General features: G+C 68.5%; 10 protein-coding genes, 1 pseudogene and 1 CRISPR repeat array. Of the genes and pseudogenes, 7 read left to right on the top strand and 4 right to left on the bottom strand.

Going from position 1 to position 15,648, the window contains the following annotated elements; genetic code table 11:
- Position 1: 1 nt before the first annotated feature.
- The 3 genes and pseudogenes from POL67_RS01170 to POL67_RS54065 form a co-directional block, all read left to right on the top strand.
- Positions 2–1,654, top strand: a complete 1,653-nt coding sequence (locus tag POL67_RS01170) for a type I-MYXAN CRISPR-associated endonuclease Cas4/Cas1 (RefSeq protein ID WP_271914621.1) — start codon at positions 2–4, stop codon at positions 1,652–1,654.
- Positions 1,655–1,678: 24 nt separating this feature from the next.
- Positions 1,679–1,972: a CRISPR-associated endonuclease Cas2 gene (cas2, locus tag POL67_RS01165; RefSeq protein WP_271914619.1), complete on the top strand. Its 294-nt coding sequence runs from the start codon at positions 1,679–1,681 to the stop codon at positions 1,970–1,972.
- A 285-nt stretch (positions 1,973–2,257) separates the two neighbouring features.
- A CRISPR array of direct repeats spans positions 2,258–3,107; the repeat unit is 38 nt; unit sequence CCGAGTTCTGCTGGGATGCCGATAAGGCGTTGAGCACT.
- A 44-nt stretch (positions 3,108–3,151) separates the two neighbouring features.
- Positions 3,152–3,336, top strand: a pseudogene (locus tag POL67_RS54065) (type I-MYXAN CRISPR-associated protein Cas6/Cmx6); the annotation flags it as partial.
- Between the two features lie 120 nt (positions 3,337–3,456).
- On the opposite strand, the gene tesB reads toward POL67_RS54065, so the two are convergent.
- Together tesB and POL67_RS01155 are read right to left on the bottom strand one after the other, a co-directional pair.
- Positions 3,457–4,323, bottom strand: a complete 867-nt coding sequence (tesB, locus tag POL67_RS01160; RefSeq protein WP_271914617.1) for an acyl-CoA thioesterase II — start codon at positions 4,321–4,323, stop codon at positions 3,457–3,459.
- Positions 4,324–4,425: 102 nt separating this feature from the next.
- Positions 4,426–5,298: a hypothetical protein gene (locus tag POL67_RS01155; protein ID WP_271914613.1), complete on the bottom strand. Its 873-nt coding sequence runs from the start codon at positions 5,296–5,298 to the stop codon at positions 4,426–4,428.
- 14 nt (positions 5,299–5,312) lie between these two features.
- Here POL67_RS01155 and POL67_RS01150 point away from each other — a divergent pair, with 14 nt between their 5' ends.
- Entirely contained in the window at positions 5,313–7,658 is a 2,346-nt protein-coding gene (locus POL67_RS01150; protein ID WP_271914610.1) for an IPT/TIG domain-containing protein, read from the top strand.
- A gap of 46 nt (positions 7,659–7,704) precedes the next feature.
- Here the strand turns inward: POL67_RS01150 and POL67_RS01145 are convergent, their stop codons facing one another.
- The gene (locus POL67_RS01145) at positions 7,705–8,997 is read right to left on the bottom strand and encodes a hypothetical protein (protein WP_271914607.1); all 1,293 of its coding nucleotides are present in this window, start codon (positions 8,995–8,997) and stop codon (positions 7,705–7,707) included.
- A 165-nt stretch (positions 8,998–9,162) separates the two neighbouring features.
- On the opposite strand from POL67_RS01145, the gene POL67_RS01140 reads away from it, so the two are divergent.
- Genes POL67_RS01140 through POL67_RS01130 form a run of 3 tightly spaced genes read left to right on the top strand, consistent with a single transcriptional unit; the run spans position 9,163 to position 12,999 of the window.
- Positions 9,163–10,821, top strand: a complete 1,659-nt coding sequence (locus POL67_RS01140) for a hypothetical protein (RefSeq protein WP_271914604.1) — start codon at positions 9,163–9,165, stop codon at positions 10,819–10,821.
- The gene (locus POL67_RS01135; RefSeq protein ID WP_271914603.1) at positions 10,818–11,534 is read left to right on the top strand and encodes a hypothetical protein; all 717 of its coding nucleotides are present in this window, start codon (positions 10,818–10,820) and stop codon (positions 11,532–11,534) included. Before POL67_RS01140 ends, POL67_RS01135 begins: the two co-directional genes overlap by 4 nt.
- A 13-nt stretch (positions 11,535–11,547) precedes the next feature.
- Positions 11,548–12,999, top strand: coding sequence for a DUF1501 domain-containing protein (locus tag POL67_RS01130; protein WP_271914601.1), 1,452 nt, complete (start codon positions 11,548–11,550; stop codon positions 12,997–12,999).
- Positions 13,000–13,061: 62 nt separating this feature from the next.
- On the opposite strand, the gene POL67_RS01125 is transcribed toward POL67_RS01130, so the two are convergent.
- Complete coding sequence (locus POL67_RS01125) at positions 13,062–15,584, bottom strand: RCC1 domain-containing protein (protein ID WP_271914599.1); 2,523 nt, start codon at positions 15,582–15,584, stop codon at positions 13,062–13,064.
- Positions 15,585–15,648: the final 64 nt, after the last annotated feature.

The following is a 15,648-nucleotide window of genomic DNA, read 5'->3' as shown; positions in this document are numbered from 1 at the left end:
CATGGATGGTTCGGGGGACGGCGCGCCGCTGCGCGTGATGGCGCTGCACGCGCTCGCGTATTGTGAGCGATTGTTTTTTCTGGAAGAGGTGGAGGAGATCCGCGTCGCGGACGCGCGCGTGTATGCCGGGCGGACGCTGCACGCGGAGCTCGCGCGGGAGGAGGGGGACGGGCCCTCGGAGAGGTTCGTGCTGGAGAGCGAAGCGCTCGGGTTGCGCGGGGAGGTGGACGCGCTGCGGCGGCGCGACGGGCGGTGGATCCCCTACGAGCACAAACGAGGGCGCTGCAAGCGGGGCGAGGGCAAGGAGGCGCCAGAAGCGTGGCCCTCGGATCGATTGCAGGTCGGGGCCTACGCAATGCTCGTGGAGGAGGCGACCGGCGAGGTCGTCCCCGAGGGGCGGCTGCGATACCACGCGGACAACGTGACCGTGCGCGTCGCGGTGGACGAGGCGCTCCGGGCGGAGGTGCGCGCGGCGATCCAGCGAGGAAGGGCGCTGCGCGGGACGGTGGAGCGGCCGCCGGTGACGCCAAACGAGCGGCTCTGCACGCATTGCTCGCTCGCGCCGGTATGCCTGCCAGAGGAGGAGCGGCTGGCAAAAGACGAGGCGCGCGAGCCTCCGCGTCTCACACCCAAGGACGATGACCGGCAAGCGCTGCACGTGACGACGCACGGCGCGCGCGTGGGCCGAAGTGGTGACGAGCTCGTGGTGACGCCACGCGAGGGCGAGGAGACGCGCGTGCCGTCGAGGTCGACGAGGCACGTGGTGCTGCACGGCGGCGCGCAGATCTCGACGCAAGCGCTGCACCTCTGCGCGGAGCGGGAGGTGGGGGTGTCATGGGTGACGACAGGGGGGCGGTTCATCGGTTCGCTCTCCGCCGGGGCGGGGTCGGTGCAGCGGCGCATCCGTCAATACGAGGCCCTCGGAAAAGAGGGCTTCGCGCTGGATCTGGCGCGGCGGCTGGTGGGCGCGAAGCTCGAAGGTCAGCTCCGGTTCGTGCTGCGGTCGACGCGAGGAGAGAGGGCGAGGCCGGCCGCGGTGGAGGAAATGCTCGACGGGATGCGGCGGGCGGTTCGAGGAGCGCACGCCGCAGGGACGGTGGAGGAGCTGCTCGGAAACGAGGGCGCCGGGGCCGCGGCGTATTTCTCGACGTGGAACGTGCTGCTCGGGGAGGTGGATGAGCGGCTGCGGTACGCGGGGCGGACGCGGAGGCCACCGCGAGACCGGGTGAGCGCGCTGCTCGGGTTCGGTTATGCGCTTCTACTTTCGGACGTGACGACGGCGCTGACGAGCGTGGGGCTGGAGCCGGCGTTCGGGTTTTATCATCGGCCGAGAAGCTCGGCGCCGCCGCTCTCGCTGGACCTGATGGAGCTGTTCCGGGTGCCGCTGGTGGACATGGCGGTGCTGGGGTCGATCCGGCGGGGGCAATGGGACCCGGAGGAAGATTTTTCAGTGACGGGTCCGCGGATATGGCTGAGCGCGGCGGGGAAACGGAAGCTCGTGGAGGTGTACGAGCGGCGACGAGCGGAGGAGTGGAAGCATTCGGTGGTGGGGTATTCGCTGTCGTACGGCCGAATGATCGAGCTGGAGGCGAGGCTCCTGGAGAAGGAGTGGTGCGGGGCGCCGGGGTTGTTCGCGAAATTCAGGCTGCGGTGAGGCCGCGGGGGAAAGAAGGGCGCGATGAGCGAGGCGAAGTCATGGTATCTGGTGTCGTACGACATCCGAGATCCGAAGCGATGGCGCAAGGGATACAAGGTGCTGCGGGGGTACGGGACGCGGGTTCAATACTCGGTGTTCCGGTGCTGGCTGTCGGTGCGGCGGCTGGAGGAGCTGCGGTGGGAGCTGGAGAAGGTGCTGGACGCGGAGGACAGTCTTCTGTTCGTGCCGCTGTGCTCGGCATGCGTGGCGAGGATGGTGATGCGAAACCGGAAGGACGTGTGGGTGGTGGATGACGCCCCGGCCAAGATCGTGTAGGAGGGGAGGAGCGTGGACGGAGGGATCGGGCGGATCAAGGATCTCCGGGGGTGGGTACCAACCGGCCCCCGGGAAGGTCCATGCAGAGCGTCAAGTGTCCGATCTCGTTGGTGTTTGACAACCAAGATGGAGGCGCGGAGGTGCTTGATCAGAGAGAAGAGGCGTGAAGACGGAGGGTTGCGCGGTGGTGGAGCACGGTGGAGAGGGCGAGGAGCCGGTAGGAGCGAAGGTGCTTGCAAAGGGGTCCAGATTCCCGTGGAGTTTCCAGGGCTACGGGGGTGGGGACCGAGTTCTGCTGGGATGCCGATAAGGCGTTGAGCACCTCGACCAACTGGAACGCAACGGCTTGCCCGTAACGGACCGAGTTCTGCTGGGATGCCGATAAGGCGTTGAGCACAACATCGCATTGTTGTTCACGGCCAGCGGCACAATCCGAGTTCTGCTGGGATGCCGATAAGGCGTTGAGCACTTCCGAGCCGAAAACACGCTGGCAGACATCACGGTAGGCCGAGTTCTGCTGGGATGCCGATAAGGCGTTGAGCACTAGTACTGGAGGGCGCGTCGTGGACGGGAACGCTACCTCCGAGTTCTGCTGGGATGCCGATAAGGCGTTGAGCACTCCTCGCGTGTGCGATTGAAGCCAACGGCCCACGTTCCGAGTTCTGCTGGGATGCCGATAAGGCGTTGAGCACACCTCGACGATGCCTTGGATGACTTGATTCCGTTCCGAGTTCTGCTGGGATGCCGATAAGGCGTTGAGCACCGATCGAATTCGGTGCCGACGCGCTCGCGCGTGCTCGCCGAGTTCTGCTGGGATGCCGATAAGGCGTTGAGCACCTGCCGCGCAGCCGCTCGTCGTAGGCGAGCAGGACGCCGAGTTCTGCTGGGATGCCGATAAGGCGTTGAGCACGCCTCGTCCGAGCCGACGAGCCCAGCCGCCGAACTGTGGCCGAGTTCTGCTGGGATGCCGATAAGGCGTTGAGCACGTGCCTTCCAGGGCATAGACTCCGATGGGCGACGCGAACCGAGTTCTGCTGGGATGCCGATAAGGCGTTGAGCACGTGTGCGCCCGGTCGATTGCTCGCTGCGGGGTCTTGCCGAGTTCTGCTGGGATGCCGATAAGGCGTTGAGGGCGGTTATTCGTTGTTTTGTTATGCCACCGAGGCGCTGACGGCGAGAATGGTAGTGTTCAAGGGCTTCCAGAAGCCGGAGCCGTTCGCCGAGGCCGTGAAAAGGCAGCTTGATGCGCTCGGCGTGACGGCGTCGATCGAGGTGGGCGGCGGAGAATCGTGACGATCGCCGGGAACAAGGTGGTCGGCTTCAGGACGACGCTGCGAGGGCTCTCCGAGGATGGATCGCTCGCCGTACAACGGGCCGGAATCGGCGGGTGGCAACGGACGGGCTGCGGGGTGCTCGGGCCGGTCGGAGAGACGCGGAGGCGTGAGCGCAGGCCCCGGAGAGAACGCGGAGAGCAGAAGGGCCCCCTACCCCCGCGTTCGCCGACGCAAAAGCCCTTCCTGGGCGGTGGACGCGACGAGCCGACCATCTCGCGAAAAGACGCTGCCCCGCACGAGCCCACGGGCCCCCGACGCCGACGGGCTGTGGATCACGTGCAAGAGCCAGTCATCCATCCGGAAAGGCCGGTGGAACCACATCACGTGATCGATGCTGGCGACCTGCATCGAGAAATCGAACCACGTGACGCCGTGGGGGCGTAGCGCCGTCGTGACGAAGGCGTGGTCCGACGCGTACGCGAGCAAGTACCGGTGCAGCGCCGGATCGTCGGGCAGGGCGCCGGCCGCGCGGATCCAGATGGCCTCGTGGGCCTCTTTTTTCTCCGGATGAAAGGGATCGATCGGGCTCACGTGGCGAATCTCGATCGGCTGCTCGGCGACGGCGCGGGTACGGAAAGGCTCGGGGATCTTGTGCGCCAGGCGGCTCCAGATCTCGCGCTGGCTCGAAAGCCCGTCCGGACCGGGGACGTTCTCCATGCTGTCCGCGTGGTCCAATCCCTCCTCCTCGATCTGGAAAGAGGCGGACATGTTGAAGATGGGCTGGCCATTCTGGATGGCCACCACGCGGCGGGTCGTGAAGCTCTGTCCGTCGCGGATGCGATCGACGTCGTAGACGATCGGCTTGCGCGCGTCGCCGGGGCGGAGGAAGTACGCGTGGAGCGAATGGACCTGGCGCTCGGGGGGCACGGTCTGCGCGGCGGCCGAGAGCGCCTGGCCGAGTACCTGACCGCCAAAGACCTGGCCCCAGCCGAGGTCCTGGCTCTGGCCCCGAAACAGGTTGGTTTCGATCCTCTCCAGCGAGAGCAGCTCGATCAGCTCGGTCAGCACGCGGGTCATGGTGCCGTGCGTCATAGTGGACGCCCAGCCCGGCCGGCAAGAGAGCGCGGCTCCAGGGAGCGGGAAAAGTTTGGGGGGGTTTCCAGGGTGGAACGGGAGCCGTCAATCGCGCGACGGCAGGCCGCCGGCCCCCGCGAACACCTTGAGGCTCCCGATCCGGTCCACGTAAATCGCCACGTCCAACCCCGTCCCCCACTGGAGCCGCAAGAACGGCCACGCATAGGCCCGGACCACGTGGCGCACCACGCTCGCGCCGGCGCCGATCGCCGTGAGGCCCGCGAGCGCCTTGTCGATCGCGTCTCCGAAATCGTGCCCGTGGAAGTCGGGCCGAACGATTTTCTCGCCGCCGCGATAGGCCGAACCGGTGACGCGGCCCGTGAGGTCGTGGCAGCGCAGCTCTTCGGGTAACGCCTGCTGGAACTGGACGTCCTGCTCCATGCGGCTCTCCAGCCCGAAGAGCGCCGGCACCGCCGTGATGTGCGTGGGCATGTAGGCCTCGCTCAAGAAGGCCGGCGTGTCCGTGTAATAACGGAGCCGGACCCGGCTCGCCTCCGCCGTGCCGCCGCACGTCGGGCACGGGATGAATCCCTCGTCGCACGAGCAGCGCGTCTTGCCGTTGAAGAGCGTGCCCGCGCCGCCGCAGATGCGGCAGCGCCGCTGTCCCGGGTTCGCCGTGCACGCCGTGCATTCGCCGCCCCCGAGGCTCGCGTCGATGCGCACGTGGTGGTGGACCTCCAGGTCGTCGGGCGGCGGGGGTTCGCCGCTCTCGAGCCCCGCAGGCGCGCTCTCCACGTCCTCCGCCCAGCTCGTGCGCCGGATCAACGCCGCGTGCACGACCAGCATCGCGAGCCGCTCCACCGAGACCGGCTCCCCCGCCGGCAGCGGCAGCCGCGCGCGCGCCGTGTCGAGTGTCGGGAAATACGATTCGAGCGATGACATGTCCCGGAGGAGGCCAGCCTTGTCGCGCGCCGTCAAGGGAAGAGCCTCCCATGCCCCCGCGGCTCTGTTACCATGCGCGGCGAAAGGGCGTTTCGGGTGTGATGATGGCAACGTTCGGGCTCGGCAAGATCGTCCTCTACGCAGGGGACCCCGAAGCCGTGAGCGCCTTTTATGCGCGCGCCGCGGGGCTCTCGTTCGATCGGGTGGAGGGGACACGGCGCTACGAGTCGATGAGCACGGGCGGGACCTCGCTCGTCGTCGACCTCGCGCTCGAACCCCTCCCGCGAGGCCGCAGGGAATGCGCGCTCTCGCTGCGCGTGCCAAACCTCCAGGCCGTCGCGTCGAGCCTGCGCGAGGACGGCATCGACGTGGGCCCGATCCTCGAAAGGCCCTCGGGCGTCTTCGCGTCGCTCAAGGACCCGGACGGGCGTGACGTCGAGTTATGGGAGCCCCGCGCCAAACCCGTGAGCGTCGCGCCGCCGCCGCTCGTGGACAAGCCGACGCTGGCCACGCAGGAGCCCGCGCGTATCGCGCCGCCCCCGCTCCCGCCCCCGCCGGTGCCGCTGCCGTCCGATCTGTCGGCGCTGGTGGAGACGCCTGCGCCCGGGGAGACGCCTGCGATCGTCGACAAACCCGCGATCGTCGCGCCGCCCGCCCTCGTGGAGGTGCCGCCGGTGCGCCTGGAGATGCATTCGGCGCTCGACCTCGAAAAGGAGGCAGCGGCAGCGACCGAGAGCGCGACGAAAGCCGAAGGCGAGGACGCCGCCACCGAGAAGAAGCGCGGGACCGAGCCACCTCCGCCGCCGCCGATGATGGGCGCGCCGGGGCCGGTGGTCACCGCGGCGCGGCCGGCGAAGGTCTCGACCCAAGGCGGCACGAAGATCTCGCTTTACGGCGCGAACTTCGCCGACGGCTGCCGCGTGCTCGTCGACGGCGACGATTGTACGAACCCGAAGCGGCTCGACGATTTCACGCTGGAGATCGAGGCGCCGCAGCACGCGCCGGGGTCGGTCGAGGTCGTGATCGAGAACCCCGACGGGCAGCGCTCCGTCATCCAGATCGTGTACGACGAGGGGCCGTCGATCGAGCGGTTCTCCCCGCTCGAAGGCTCGCCGCGCGGCGACACCGAGGTCGTGGTCGAAGGCCGCAACTTCGAGGAGGGCTGCCGCGTCACGTTTTTCGGAAACCGCGCGCCCGAGGTCATCTTCGAGAGCCCCTCGCGCATCCGGTTCGTGACGCCGCCGCAGGAGCAGCTCTTCCACGGCGAGCTGCGCGTGACGAACCCCGACGGCCTCTCCGCGCTCGCGGCCGAGCTCTTCACCTATCGGCTCGCGACGCCGTACGTGCGCGAGGTCTCGCCCGCGTCGGGCCTCGTCGGCGGCTCGAAGCGCGTCGCCGTGACGGGCGTCGATTTCCATCCGCAATGCGTGGCGCGCCTCGGCGGCAAGCAGGCGACCGTCACGTTCCGCAGCGCCGAGTCGCTGGAGCTCGTGACGCCGCGGGCAAACGAGCCGGGCCTGGTGGACCTCGAAATCGAGAACCCCGACGGGCAAGTCACCAAGCTCGAAGGCGCCTTCACGTACGAGGCCGAGCCCACGCCGCCGCTGCTCGTCGAGGTGCGCCCCGACCGCGGCTATTGCGCGGGCGGGCAGACGATCCGGCTCGTCGGTGACAATTTCGAGGCGGATACGGTGGTGCGCATCGGCGAGGTGCGAGCCATTTCGCGGACGCGCTCGCGGCACGAGATCGAGGTGGAGCTGCCGCAAAGGACGCAGCCGGGCCTCGTCGCGATCGAGCTCGTCGACAGGTTCGGCGTCGTCGTGCGCCGCGAGGATGTGTTCACGTACGAATCACGCCCGGCGCCGCGCGTCGACGGCGTCACGCCGCGCAATGGCCCCATGGTCGGCGGCACGAAGATCGTCCTCGAAGGCGACTATTTCGACGAGCACGTGTTCGTGCGGATCGGCGGGCAAGCGCCGAAGCGCGCCGTCGTCCGCTCGACCACGACGATCGAAGCCGTGACGCCGCCGTCGCGCGCGTCGGGGTTCGTCGACATCGAGGTCGGTCGCGGCGACGCGGGCAACACGGTCGTGAAGAATGCGTTCCGCTACGACCCCTCGCCCGCCCCCGCGATCGACTCCGTGGCGCCGAACAAAGGCTCGGTCGAGGGCGGCACCGAGGTCAGCATCGAAGGGAAAAACTTCGTCGCCGAGTCGGCCGTGCTCTTCGGCGGCAAGCCAGCTCAGCGCGTCAAGTTCGTCTCGGCCTCGACACTCGAGGTCAAGACGCCGCCGGGCAAGAATGGCGAGATGGTCGACGTCGTCGTGCGCAATCCCGACGGCAAAGAGGCCGTGACGAAGCGTGCGTTCCTCTACGACGCGCGGTACCGTTCCTGACGACTCCGTCTCGTGGGCCCGCGGGACCCATCGCCCGTGAGGCGCCTCAAGGCGCCTTCGTGATCGCCCACTCCTTCAAGATCCCGATCTTGTCCGCCGGGAGCTTCTTCTCGTAGTTCGGCGGCGGCATCGATCGTTCGTCGGCGACGCGCGCGATCACGCGGTCGACGAGGCCGAGCACGACGTCGTAGTTCTCGAAATCGATCTTCGGCGCGCCGCGCGTCGCCGACGCGTGGCAATCGGCGCAATACTCGCGCATGAGGGGCTTCACGTCCGTGAGGAAGGAGAGCGGCGTGCCGAGCGCGAGCTTGCGCGTCGTCTTCCCCTCGCCCGTCCACACGTCGCCGATCTTGTCGACGGCGAGCGCGCGCGGCGCCTCCGCCGGTCCGAGCGTCGCCACGACCTCCGGCACCTCGCCCGCGCGCACGCGGAGGACCCAATCGCCCGCGAGCGCATAAAGGCGCTGCTTGCTCGCGTCGAGCGCGAACGCGTCGATCCCCATCGCGGACCCGCCCTCGGCGGCGAGCGGATAGAGCGAATACTCGCCGCTCGGCGAGCGCTCGACGAGCCCCGCGTCGGAGGCGAAATACACGAGCGAGCCGTCCTCGCACGCGAGGCTGCCGCACGCCATCGCCCGGACGAACCCTACGTCGAAGACGAGCGGGTACGCCTTGCCGCTCGCCTTGTCAATCTCGTACACGCGTTCGCCATACGCCAGAAACACGCGCTCCTTCTGCGCGAGGATGGCCGTGGGCCTCGCCGCCTCGCCCTCGACGGTCCACGCCACGAGCGCGCCGCCGCCGAGCTCGTAAGCGCCTTGTTCCGCGCGAATCGCGAGGTGCGTCTCGGCCGTGCCGTCGCCGTCGTCGTCGGCCACACGCGCGCGCATCGCCTGAATGCCGAGCGGCGCGAGCTCCGCGGTGCCGAGCGATCGCTGGAGCACGCCGCCCGGCGTGAAAAACACGCCGGCCTCGGCCGCGACGAGCACGCCGTTTTCATACCCGACCATCGCGCGCACCGCGCCGGTCTCGCTCGGCAAATCGGACGCGTCGCCGACGATGGGCAGGAGCGTCGGGCCCGCCGCCGCGAGCTCGTAAACGCCCGTCGTCGTGCCCACGGTGACGAGCGCGCCCTGGCTGCCCATCGCGGTCGAGTATCCCTCGATCGTGAACGTGGCGCTCTCGGGTTCGGTGTTCGAGGTCGTGGGCGCGCCATAGACGACGGCGAGCTCGGGCGGGCCGCCGCTCGGGCCGGCATTCGTGGGAGGTGCCTCGCCGCAAGCCGCCGTTGTGATCACGGAGAGCATCGCGACGAGATGCGGGAGGTGCCTGCGCGGCATTCTTCGATGGGACTGTAGATGGAGGGAGTCGAGCACGGCCTGGCAGGATAACAAATTTCGTCCCCACTCCCAAGAGATGGTTGACGAAGCGTTATGGCTCGGTTCCACTGGAGTCTGGCCCGCTGCGCCCGCGGTGCCCCCCTCAGACCCCGAGCCGTACCCCCCATGAAAAGCAAACGACACTGGCAAGTGTTATGCTTTGCCCTCCTCGCGGCTGCGCCCTCCGTGGCGCTCGCCGACGAGGGTGAGCAATGTTTTTTGCACCGGGAGCTCCCCGTCGAACGGCAGCTCCGACGCCTCTCGATCGATCTACGCGGGACCGTGCCCGACGTCGCCGAGTACGACGCGGTCGCGGGGCTCTCGGAGCTGCCCGACGCGTTGCTCGACGAGTACCTCGCGAGCGACGCGTTCCGCGTGCAGATACGTCGTTATCACGAGAGCCTGCTCTGGACGAACCCGGCCCCGGCCCTCGCCGACGTGGGTTTCTCGCTGAGCACCGTCGCCTACGACGGGAGCCCGGTCTATTACGTCCCCGGACAGGGCAAGTCCGCGCTCTTCCGCGGCGGTGACGGCACGCATACCTGCCAGAACAAGTCCCAGGAAGCCCTCGGTTACGACCCCGTGACCGGAATGCCGATCACCGAGCCCATGGGCACCGACGCCGCAGGCGCGTGGTCCGCCGAAGGCTGGGTCGAGGTGCATCCGTACTGGGAGGCCGACCCGGCGAAAAAGGTGAAGGTCTGCGCGTTCGACGCCCAGACAGCGGCGACGTACACCCTGCCGCCCGGGGATCCGGACGCGGGGACCCATTCGTGTGATCATCTGCTCGCCACGAACAAGGCGAAGTCCTGCGGCTGCGGCCCGGAGCTCAGCTATTGCATGCCGGCCGGCGTCGTGCAGCCGCTCGTGCACGCCGCGCTGCGCGAGCAGATGCTCCGGCTCATCGACGAGCACACGGACGGGAAGCAGCCGTATTCGGGGCTGCTCACGACGAAGCGCGTTCATTACAATGGACCTCTCGCGTTTTACTTCAAGTATCACGCGCAGCGGCAGACGTTCTCGCGTACCCAGAACGAGCACCAGGCGTCGGACGGCCCGCTGCCCGACCTCGCGTTCACGGACGTGGATACCTGGGTCGCGGTGGAGCGCGAGGCGCCGCACGCGGGGCTCTTGACCCTGCCCGCGTTCCTCCTGCGCTTCCAGACGAACCGCGGCCGGGCGAATCGGTACCGGATCGCGTTCCTCGGGCAATACTTCCAACCGCCGAGCACGAAGGACACGAACTGCGCGAAGGAAAGCGACGACCTCACGCGCCGCTGCGTCTGCCGGAACTGCCACCTGACGCTGGAGCCGATCGCCGCGTATTTCGGGCAATTCACGGAGGCCGGCAGCATGTCCCTGCGTGATTTCGCCCGCGAATACCCGACCCGCAAGGCCTGCGCCAAGGGCATCGCGCCGCAGAACGCGGGCTGGTGCGACCGCCATTACGTGGCGATCCCGGACGATACGGACCCCGATCTGAGGCCGTACACGCTGAAGGCGCTCCAGTATGCCGACGACGAGCATCCGGAGATCAAGCCGCATTTCGATGCGGGCCCGGCCGATCTGGTGAAGGCCGACATCGAGAGCGGGCGGTTCCACGAGGTGGCCACCGAGCACCTCTTCTCGTACCTCATGAAACGCGAGCCGAACCTCGATCCGACGACGAGTGATTACGAGGGCGACGCGCTCGCCAAGATCGCCGCGGACTTCCGGGTCCACGACGACATTCGTCAGGCGGTCCGGGACCTCGTCAAGCTGCCCGCCTACCGGAGGATGCCATGAGCGCGTCTCGCCTCACGTACCTCTGCGCGCTCGCCGCGCTCGCCGCGGCCGCGTGCACGAAAGAAGCGCCGTCGGCCGGCACGACCGAGCCCTGGGAAACACCCGAGGTTGCGGCGAACGGCGACACCGAAAAGGTCCCCGCAGACCTCGGCGGCGGCGAGCTCCCGGGCCCCGCGCGCGGGGTGCGGCGCCTGCGCATCGACACACTCCAGGCCGCGATGACGAAGGTCGCCGGGAACGACGTGTACGGCGCTCCGATCTTCTGGCGGGTCAACAACCGTGACGGGTTCAGCGACCTCGCCTTCGGCAAGGCGCTCGGCCGGCCCGATTACCAGACCTCGACGGAGGAGAGCACGGTCTCGAACGCGCTCTACCTCAAGTTCGTCGGGGACGCGGCGCGCGACATCTGCATGCAAATGGCGAAGAACGACATGAAGCGCTCGGGCGCTTCCCGCGCGCTCTTCCCGAAGGCGCCCGTGGACGGGACCGCGACGGACGCCGAGGTGACGGAGAACCTGCAATACGTCGTGCTCCGCTTCCTCGGCCTGCGCGTAACCGCGGACGATGCGATGGTCACGAACCTGCGCGCCGTCTACGACGCGGGGGTTTCGAGCGTCGCGTCGCCGAACGGCAGCGAGATCACGGCCGCAGCCGAGGGATGGCGGGGCGTGTGCGTCACGCTCTTCGAGTCTCCCCTTTTCCACAACGATTGAGGAGGAACACGCCATGAGCCAAAAAGGCCAGTTTTCACGACGCACGCTCCTCGGCGCGCTCGGCGCCGCGAGCGGCGCGCTCCTCCTCGACGGTCTGCTCGGCCTGCGCCACGCGCGCGCGGACAACGTCGATCCGGACAGCGCCCCGCTCCTCGTGATGTGCGAGTTCACGGGCGGATGGGACACGCTGTATTCCCTCGACCCGCGCAACCACCACGATTTCGGCGAGCCCGCAGGAGGCATTTATACGGGCTTCGACATGGTGACCGACGGGCCGACGAAGAAGGTCATCGAGGACGAGACGGGCGGCACGGGCCTCGTGAAGCCCGTGGGTTCGAGCGTCGCCTACGGGCCCACGATGTCGAAGCTCGCGAACACGCATTCCAAGGATCTCTGCGTCGTGCGTGGCATGAGCATGGGCACGCTGACGCACGAGGTCGGGCGGCGGTATTTCCTCACGGGCAAGTTCCCGCGGGGCCTCGCCGCGAGCGGCAGCTCCCTGGAGACGTGGTGGGCGGCGGCCTCGGGCCTGCTCGACCATCACGAGATCCCGAACCTCGTCGCGGGCGGCGCGGAGACGTACAACGAGGGGCTCTCGCCGCTCGCGAGCGGGCTCTCGGTGCCGAGCTACAACGAGATGCTGCAGGTGCTGCGGCCGCTCAATGCGTCGCTCTCGCTCGACGGCAAGGTGGAGCAGGCCGCGTCCAAGTTCCACCACGACGAGTATTGCCTGCACCAGCAACTCGACGCCCGGGGCAAGCAGATCTCGACGCACCTGTCGGCGTGGCGCTCGGCGCAGACGCTGGCGAACGGCGGGCTCTGGAAGCATTTCGATTTCAAGCCGAACCCGCCCGCCACGAGCCAGCTCGCGAAGCTCTACGAGACGTTCGGCGTGAACCCGGCGAACCCGGGCGCGACGCTCGCGGGGCAGCCGAAGGGCCAGGCCGCGCTCGCGGCGCAGGCGCTCGTGAATGGCATTTCGCAGGTGGTCCTCCTGCGACTCGTCAACGTCACGGACGCCCATTTCGACGACGATTGGCCGTCGAACCACCCGGCACGGCAGCGGGCGGGCTTCGACGCGGTGAGTGATCTCATCACGTACCTGAAGAACACGCTCGATGGAAGCGGCAAGCCCTACTGGGATCGGACGACGCTGCTCTGCTTCTCGGAGTTCGCGCGCACGCCGCGGATCAACCAGCAAGGCGGCCGTGATCACCACCTCGCGTCGTCGTGCCTCGTCGCGGGCAAGGGCATCCGGGGCAACATGGCGATCGGCGCGACGAGAGACGCGAACTACGACGTGCGCCCGATCAACCTCGACACCGGCGCGCCGGACGACGAAATGGGCACGATCGTAAAACCGTCGGACGTGCACGCGACCATCCTCACGGCCGCGGGTTTGCCCTACGATCACATCTCGAACCAGGATCCCAAGCTCATCAAGGCGATGCTGAAGAACCCCTGAAGGCCTGACGGTGGACAAGGGCCTCGCGCGGGTGATTCGCCCGGGCGAGGCCCTTTTTCATTTCAGATGGGATCGAGCACGGGCGTCGGCGTCGAGAGGAACGGCAGGCCGCTGCCGAGCTGCCCGTAATACGCCGCGCCCCAGCAGGAGAGCACGCCGTCCTGCGCGATGCCGCAGGTGTGCTCGTTGCCGAGGGAGAGGACTTTCCACGGGCCGAGGCTCGGCACCTTCTGCGGCGCGTTGAAGCTCGTCAGGTTGCCGAGGGCGAGCTGGCCGAAGGAGCCGACGCCCCAGCAATAAAGGTCGCCGTTTTTCTTCGTGGCGCAGGTGGACAACCCTTGCCCGAGGAACGGCCGCGCCCAGTCGGTCGCATTGCCGACCTGCATGGGTGTCATCATCGGGGTGATGGCATTGCCGAGGCCGAGCTCGCCGTTGTTGTTGCGGCCCCAGCACCAGAGGGTGCCGTCGAGGCGCACGCCGCAGGTGTGATTCGCGCCCGCGTCGATCGCCGCGTACGTCCCCGGGACGGGCTTCGGCACGTTCACGGGGGAGACGATGTCGCCCTGCCCGAGGTGGCCGAGGTTGTTCAGGCCCCAGCAAGACACGTTGCCGCCTTCGCGGAGGCCGCAGGTGAAATCGCCGCCCGCCACGACGTCGAGCCAATCGGCGGGCTCGGCCGGGGCGACCTGCTTCGGATCCGGCCGGTTCGCCGTGGAGGCGTCGCCGAGCTGGCCGCTCGCGTTGCGGCCCCAGCACCAGAGGGTCTTGTCCTGACGCACGGCGCAGGTGTGGTTGTATCCCGCCGCGATCTCGACCCAGGGCGATTCATTGCCGGCGGTGGCATTCACGGCCGTGGGGAGGAGCTGGGCCGTCACGACCGGCCCATTGCCGAGCTCGCCGTTTCCGTCGAGGCCCCAGCAATACGGGACATCCGGGCCGCCGCCGTCGCTCGCGATGCCGCAGGAGTGCGTGCGGCCGAGCGTGATCCGCTTCCAGACCTTGCCCGCGCCGATCTCCACGGGCGTGACGCGCGTGCGCGTCGTGCCGTCGCCGAGGTGGCCGTAGACGTTGCGGCCCCAGCAGAAGAGCTTTCCGCCGGTGCGAATGCCGCAACCATTGTCGAGCTGCGTGTCGACCCGCTCCCAGTCGGTATCGGCGGAGACGGGTGTGACCTCGGTCCGGTCCGCGGAATACCCCAACCCGAGGGCGCCGCGGCTCGCCGAGCCCCAGCAGAGGAGGTCGCCGGTTTGCCGGACGCCGCAGGCGAAGCGCAGGCCGCTGGAGAACGAGACCCAGTCGGTGATGCTGGAGGCGGGCAAGGGGGTCAGGGTCGGCGCCTCGTTGTCCGGCTGGCCGGTTTGTCCGACGCTGCCATCCCCCCAGCAATGGAGCTCGCCGCTCTGCTTCTGGCCGCAGGCGGCGAGGTCGCCGAGCTCCAGGTTCGCGGACCAATCCGTGGCCATGTCGGCGGCTTTGGGCGTGAGGACCGTCACGAGCAAGCCGTCGCCGACCTGCCCGACGGAGTTCGCGCCCCAGCAATGGCGCGTCCCGTCGGTCTTCGCGGCGCAGGTGAACGCGTTGCCCGTCGATACACTCGCCCAGTTGGTGGCGGCGGTGAACTCCTGCGTGGGCACGAGCCGCTGGCCGGCGTTCGTGTTGTCGCCGAGCTGGCGGGCATTGTTGAAGCCCCAGCAATGAAGCGTCCCGTTCTCCTTGACGCCGCAGGTGAACTCCGTCCCCGCCGAGACCATCGACCACGGGCCCGCGTCGACGAGCACGGGCGAGAGCGCGTTGTTCGTGGTGTTGTCGCCGATCTGGCCGCGGTTGTTCTGGCCCCAGCAATACAACGCGCCGCCCATCCGGATTCCGCAAGCGTGGGTCGAGCCGGCGCTGAAGGACACCCAGTCTTCGTAGCCGCCCGCGCCGATGGCCGGCGTGGATTGCGCGACGCCGAGGCCGTCGCCGATCTGGCCGACGCTCCCCGAGCCAAAACACGAGATGCGCTTGGTCTCGTCGAGCGCGCAGGTGAACGTGCCGCCCGCGCTCACGGAGACCCAGTTCGTCGCGCCGGAGGCGGGCACGGGGCGCAAGAAGACCTGGTCCGACGTGCCGGTGCCGACCTGCCCGCTCGTGTTGAGGCCCCAGCAATGCAGGGTCTTGTCGGTGCGGATCGCGCAGGCGTGGTATTGGCCGGCGGACACGGACGAATACTTCGCGTCGCAGGTCTTGCCGTCCCCGGAGAAGCCCGCGGGGCAGGCGCACTGGAACGCGCCCGGCAGGTTCGTGCAGGTGGCGTTCGTATCGCAGTCGTGGAAGAGCGTCGTGCATTCGTCGACGTCCGCGCACGTCTTGCCATCGCCCTCGTACCCGGGCTTGCACGTGCAGGTGTAAAATCCTGGCGTATCGACGCATTGGGCGTCGGGCGCGCAATCGTCGAGGCCGAGTGCGCATTCATCGACGGCGAAGGGATCGCCGCCCGTGCCGCCGCTCCCGGCTCCGCCACCGCTTCCGCCTGCGCCGCCGCTTCCTCCGCTCCCGCCTGCGCCTGCGCCCCCGCCTCCGCACGCGGCGGCGGCGAGCGACACGAGGACAAACCACGCCCGAGCCCTTGCGCCTCGCAACATCAACACCGATCTCCTTCAGGTGAAC

This window comes from Polyangium mundeleinium (assembly GCF_028369105.1).
GTDB lineage: Bacteria > Myxococcota_A > Polyangia > Polyangiales > Polyangiaceae > Polyangium > Polyangium mundeleinium.
This window is presented reverse-complemented; position numbering and strand designations above follow the sequence as displayed.

Bases quoted from the DNA above. Each gene is read 5' to 3' on its own strand.
- POL67_RS01170 (WP_271914621.1), top strand. From the start codon at position 2: ATGGATGGTTCGGGGGACGGCGCGCCGCTGCGCGTGATGGCGCTGCAC.
- cas2 (WP_271914619.1), top strand. From the start codon at position 1,679: ATGAGCGAGGCGAAGTCATGGTATCTGGTGTCGTACGACATCCGAGAT.
- tesB (WP_271914617.1), bottom strand. From the start codon at position 4,323: ATGACCCGCGTGCTGACCGAGCTGATCGAGCTGCTCTCGCTGGAGAGG.
- POL67_RS01150 (WP_271914610.1), top strand. From the start codon at position 5,313: ATGCCCCCGCGGCTCTGTTACCATGCGCGGCGAAAGGGCGTTTCGGGT.
- POL67_RS01145 (WP_271914607.1), bottom strand. From the start codon at position 8,997: ATGCCGCGCAGGCACCTCCCGCATCTCGTCGCGATGCTCTCCGTGATC.
- POL67_RS01140 (WP_271914604.1), top strand. From the start codon at position 9,163: ATGAAAAGCAAACGACACTGGCAAGTGTTATGCTTTGCCCTCCTCGCG.
- POL67_RS01135 (WP_271914603.1), top strand. From the start codon at position 10,818: ATGAGCGCGTCTCGCCTCACGTACCTCTGCGCGCTCGCCGCGCTCGCC.
- POL67_RS01130 (WP_271914601.1), top strand. From the start codon at position 11,548: ATGAGCCAAAAAGGCCAGTTTTCACGACGCACGCTCCTCGGCGCGCTC.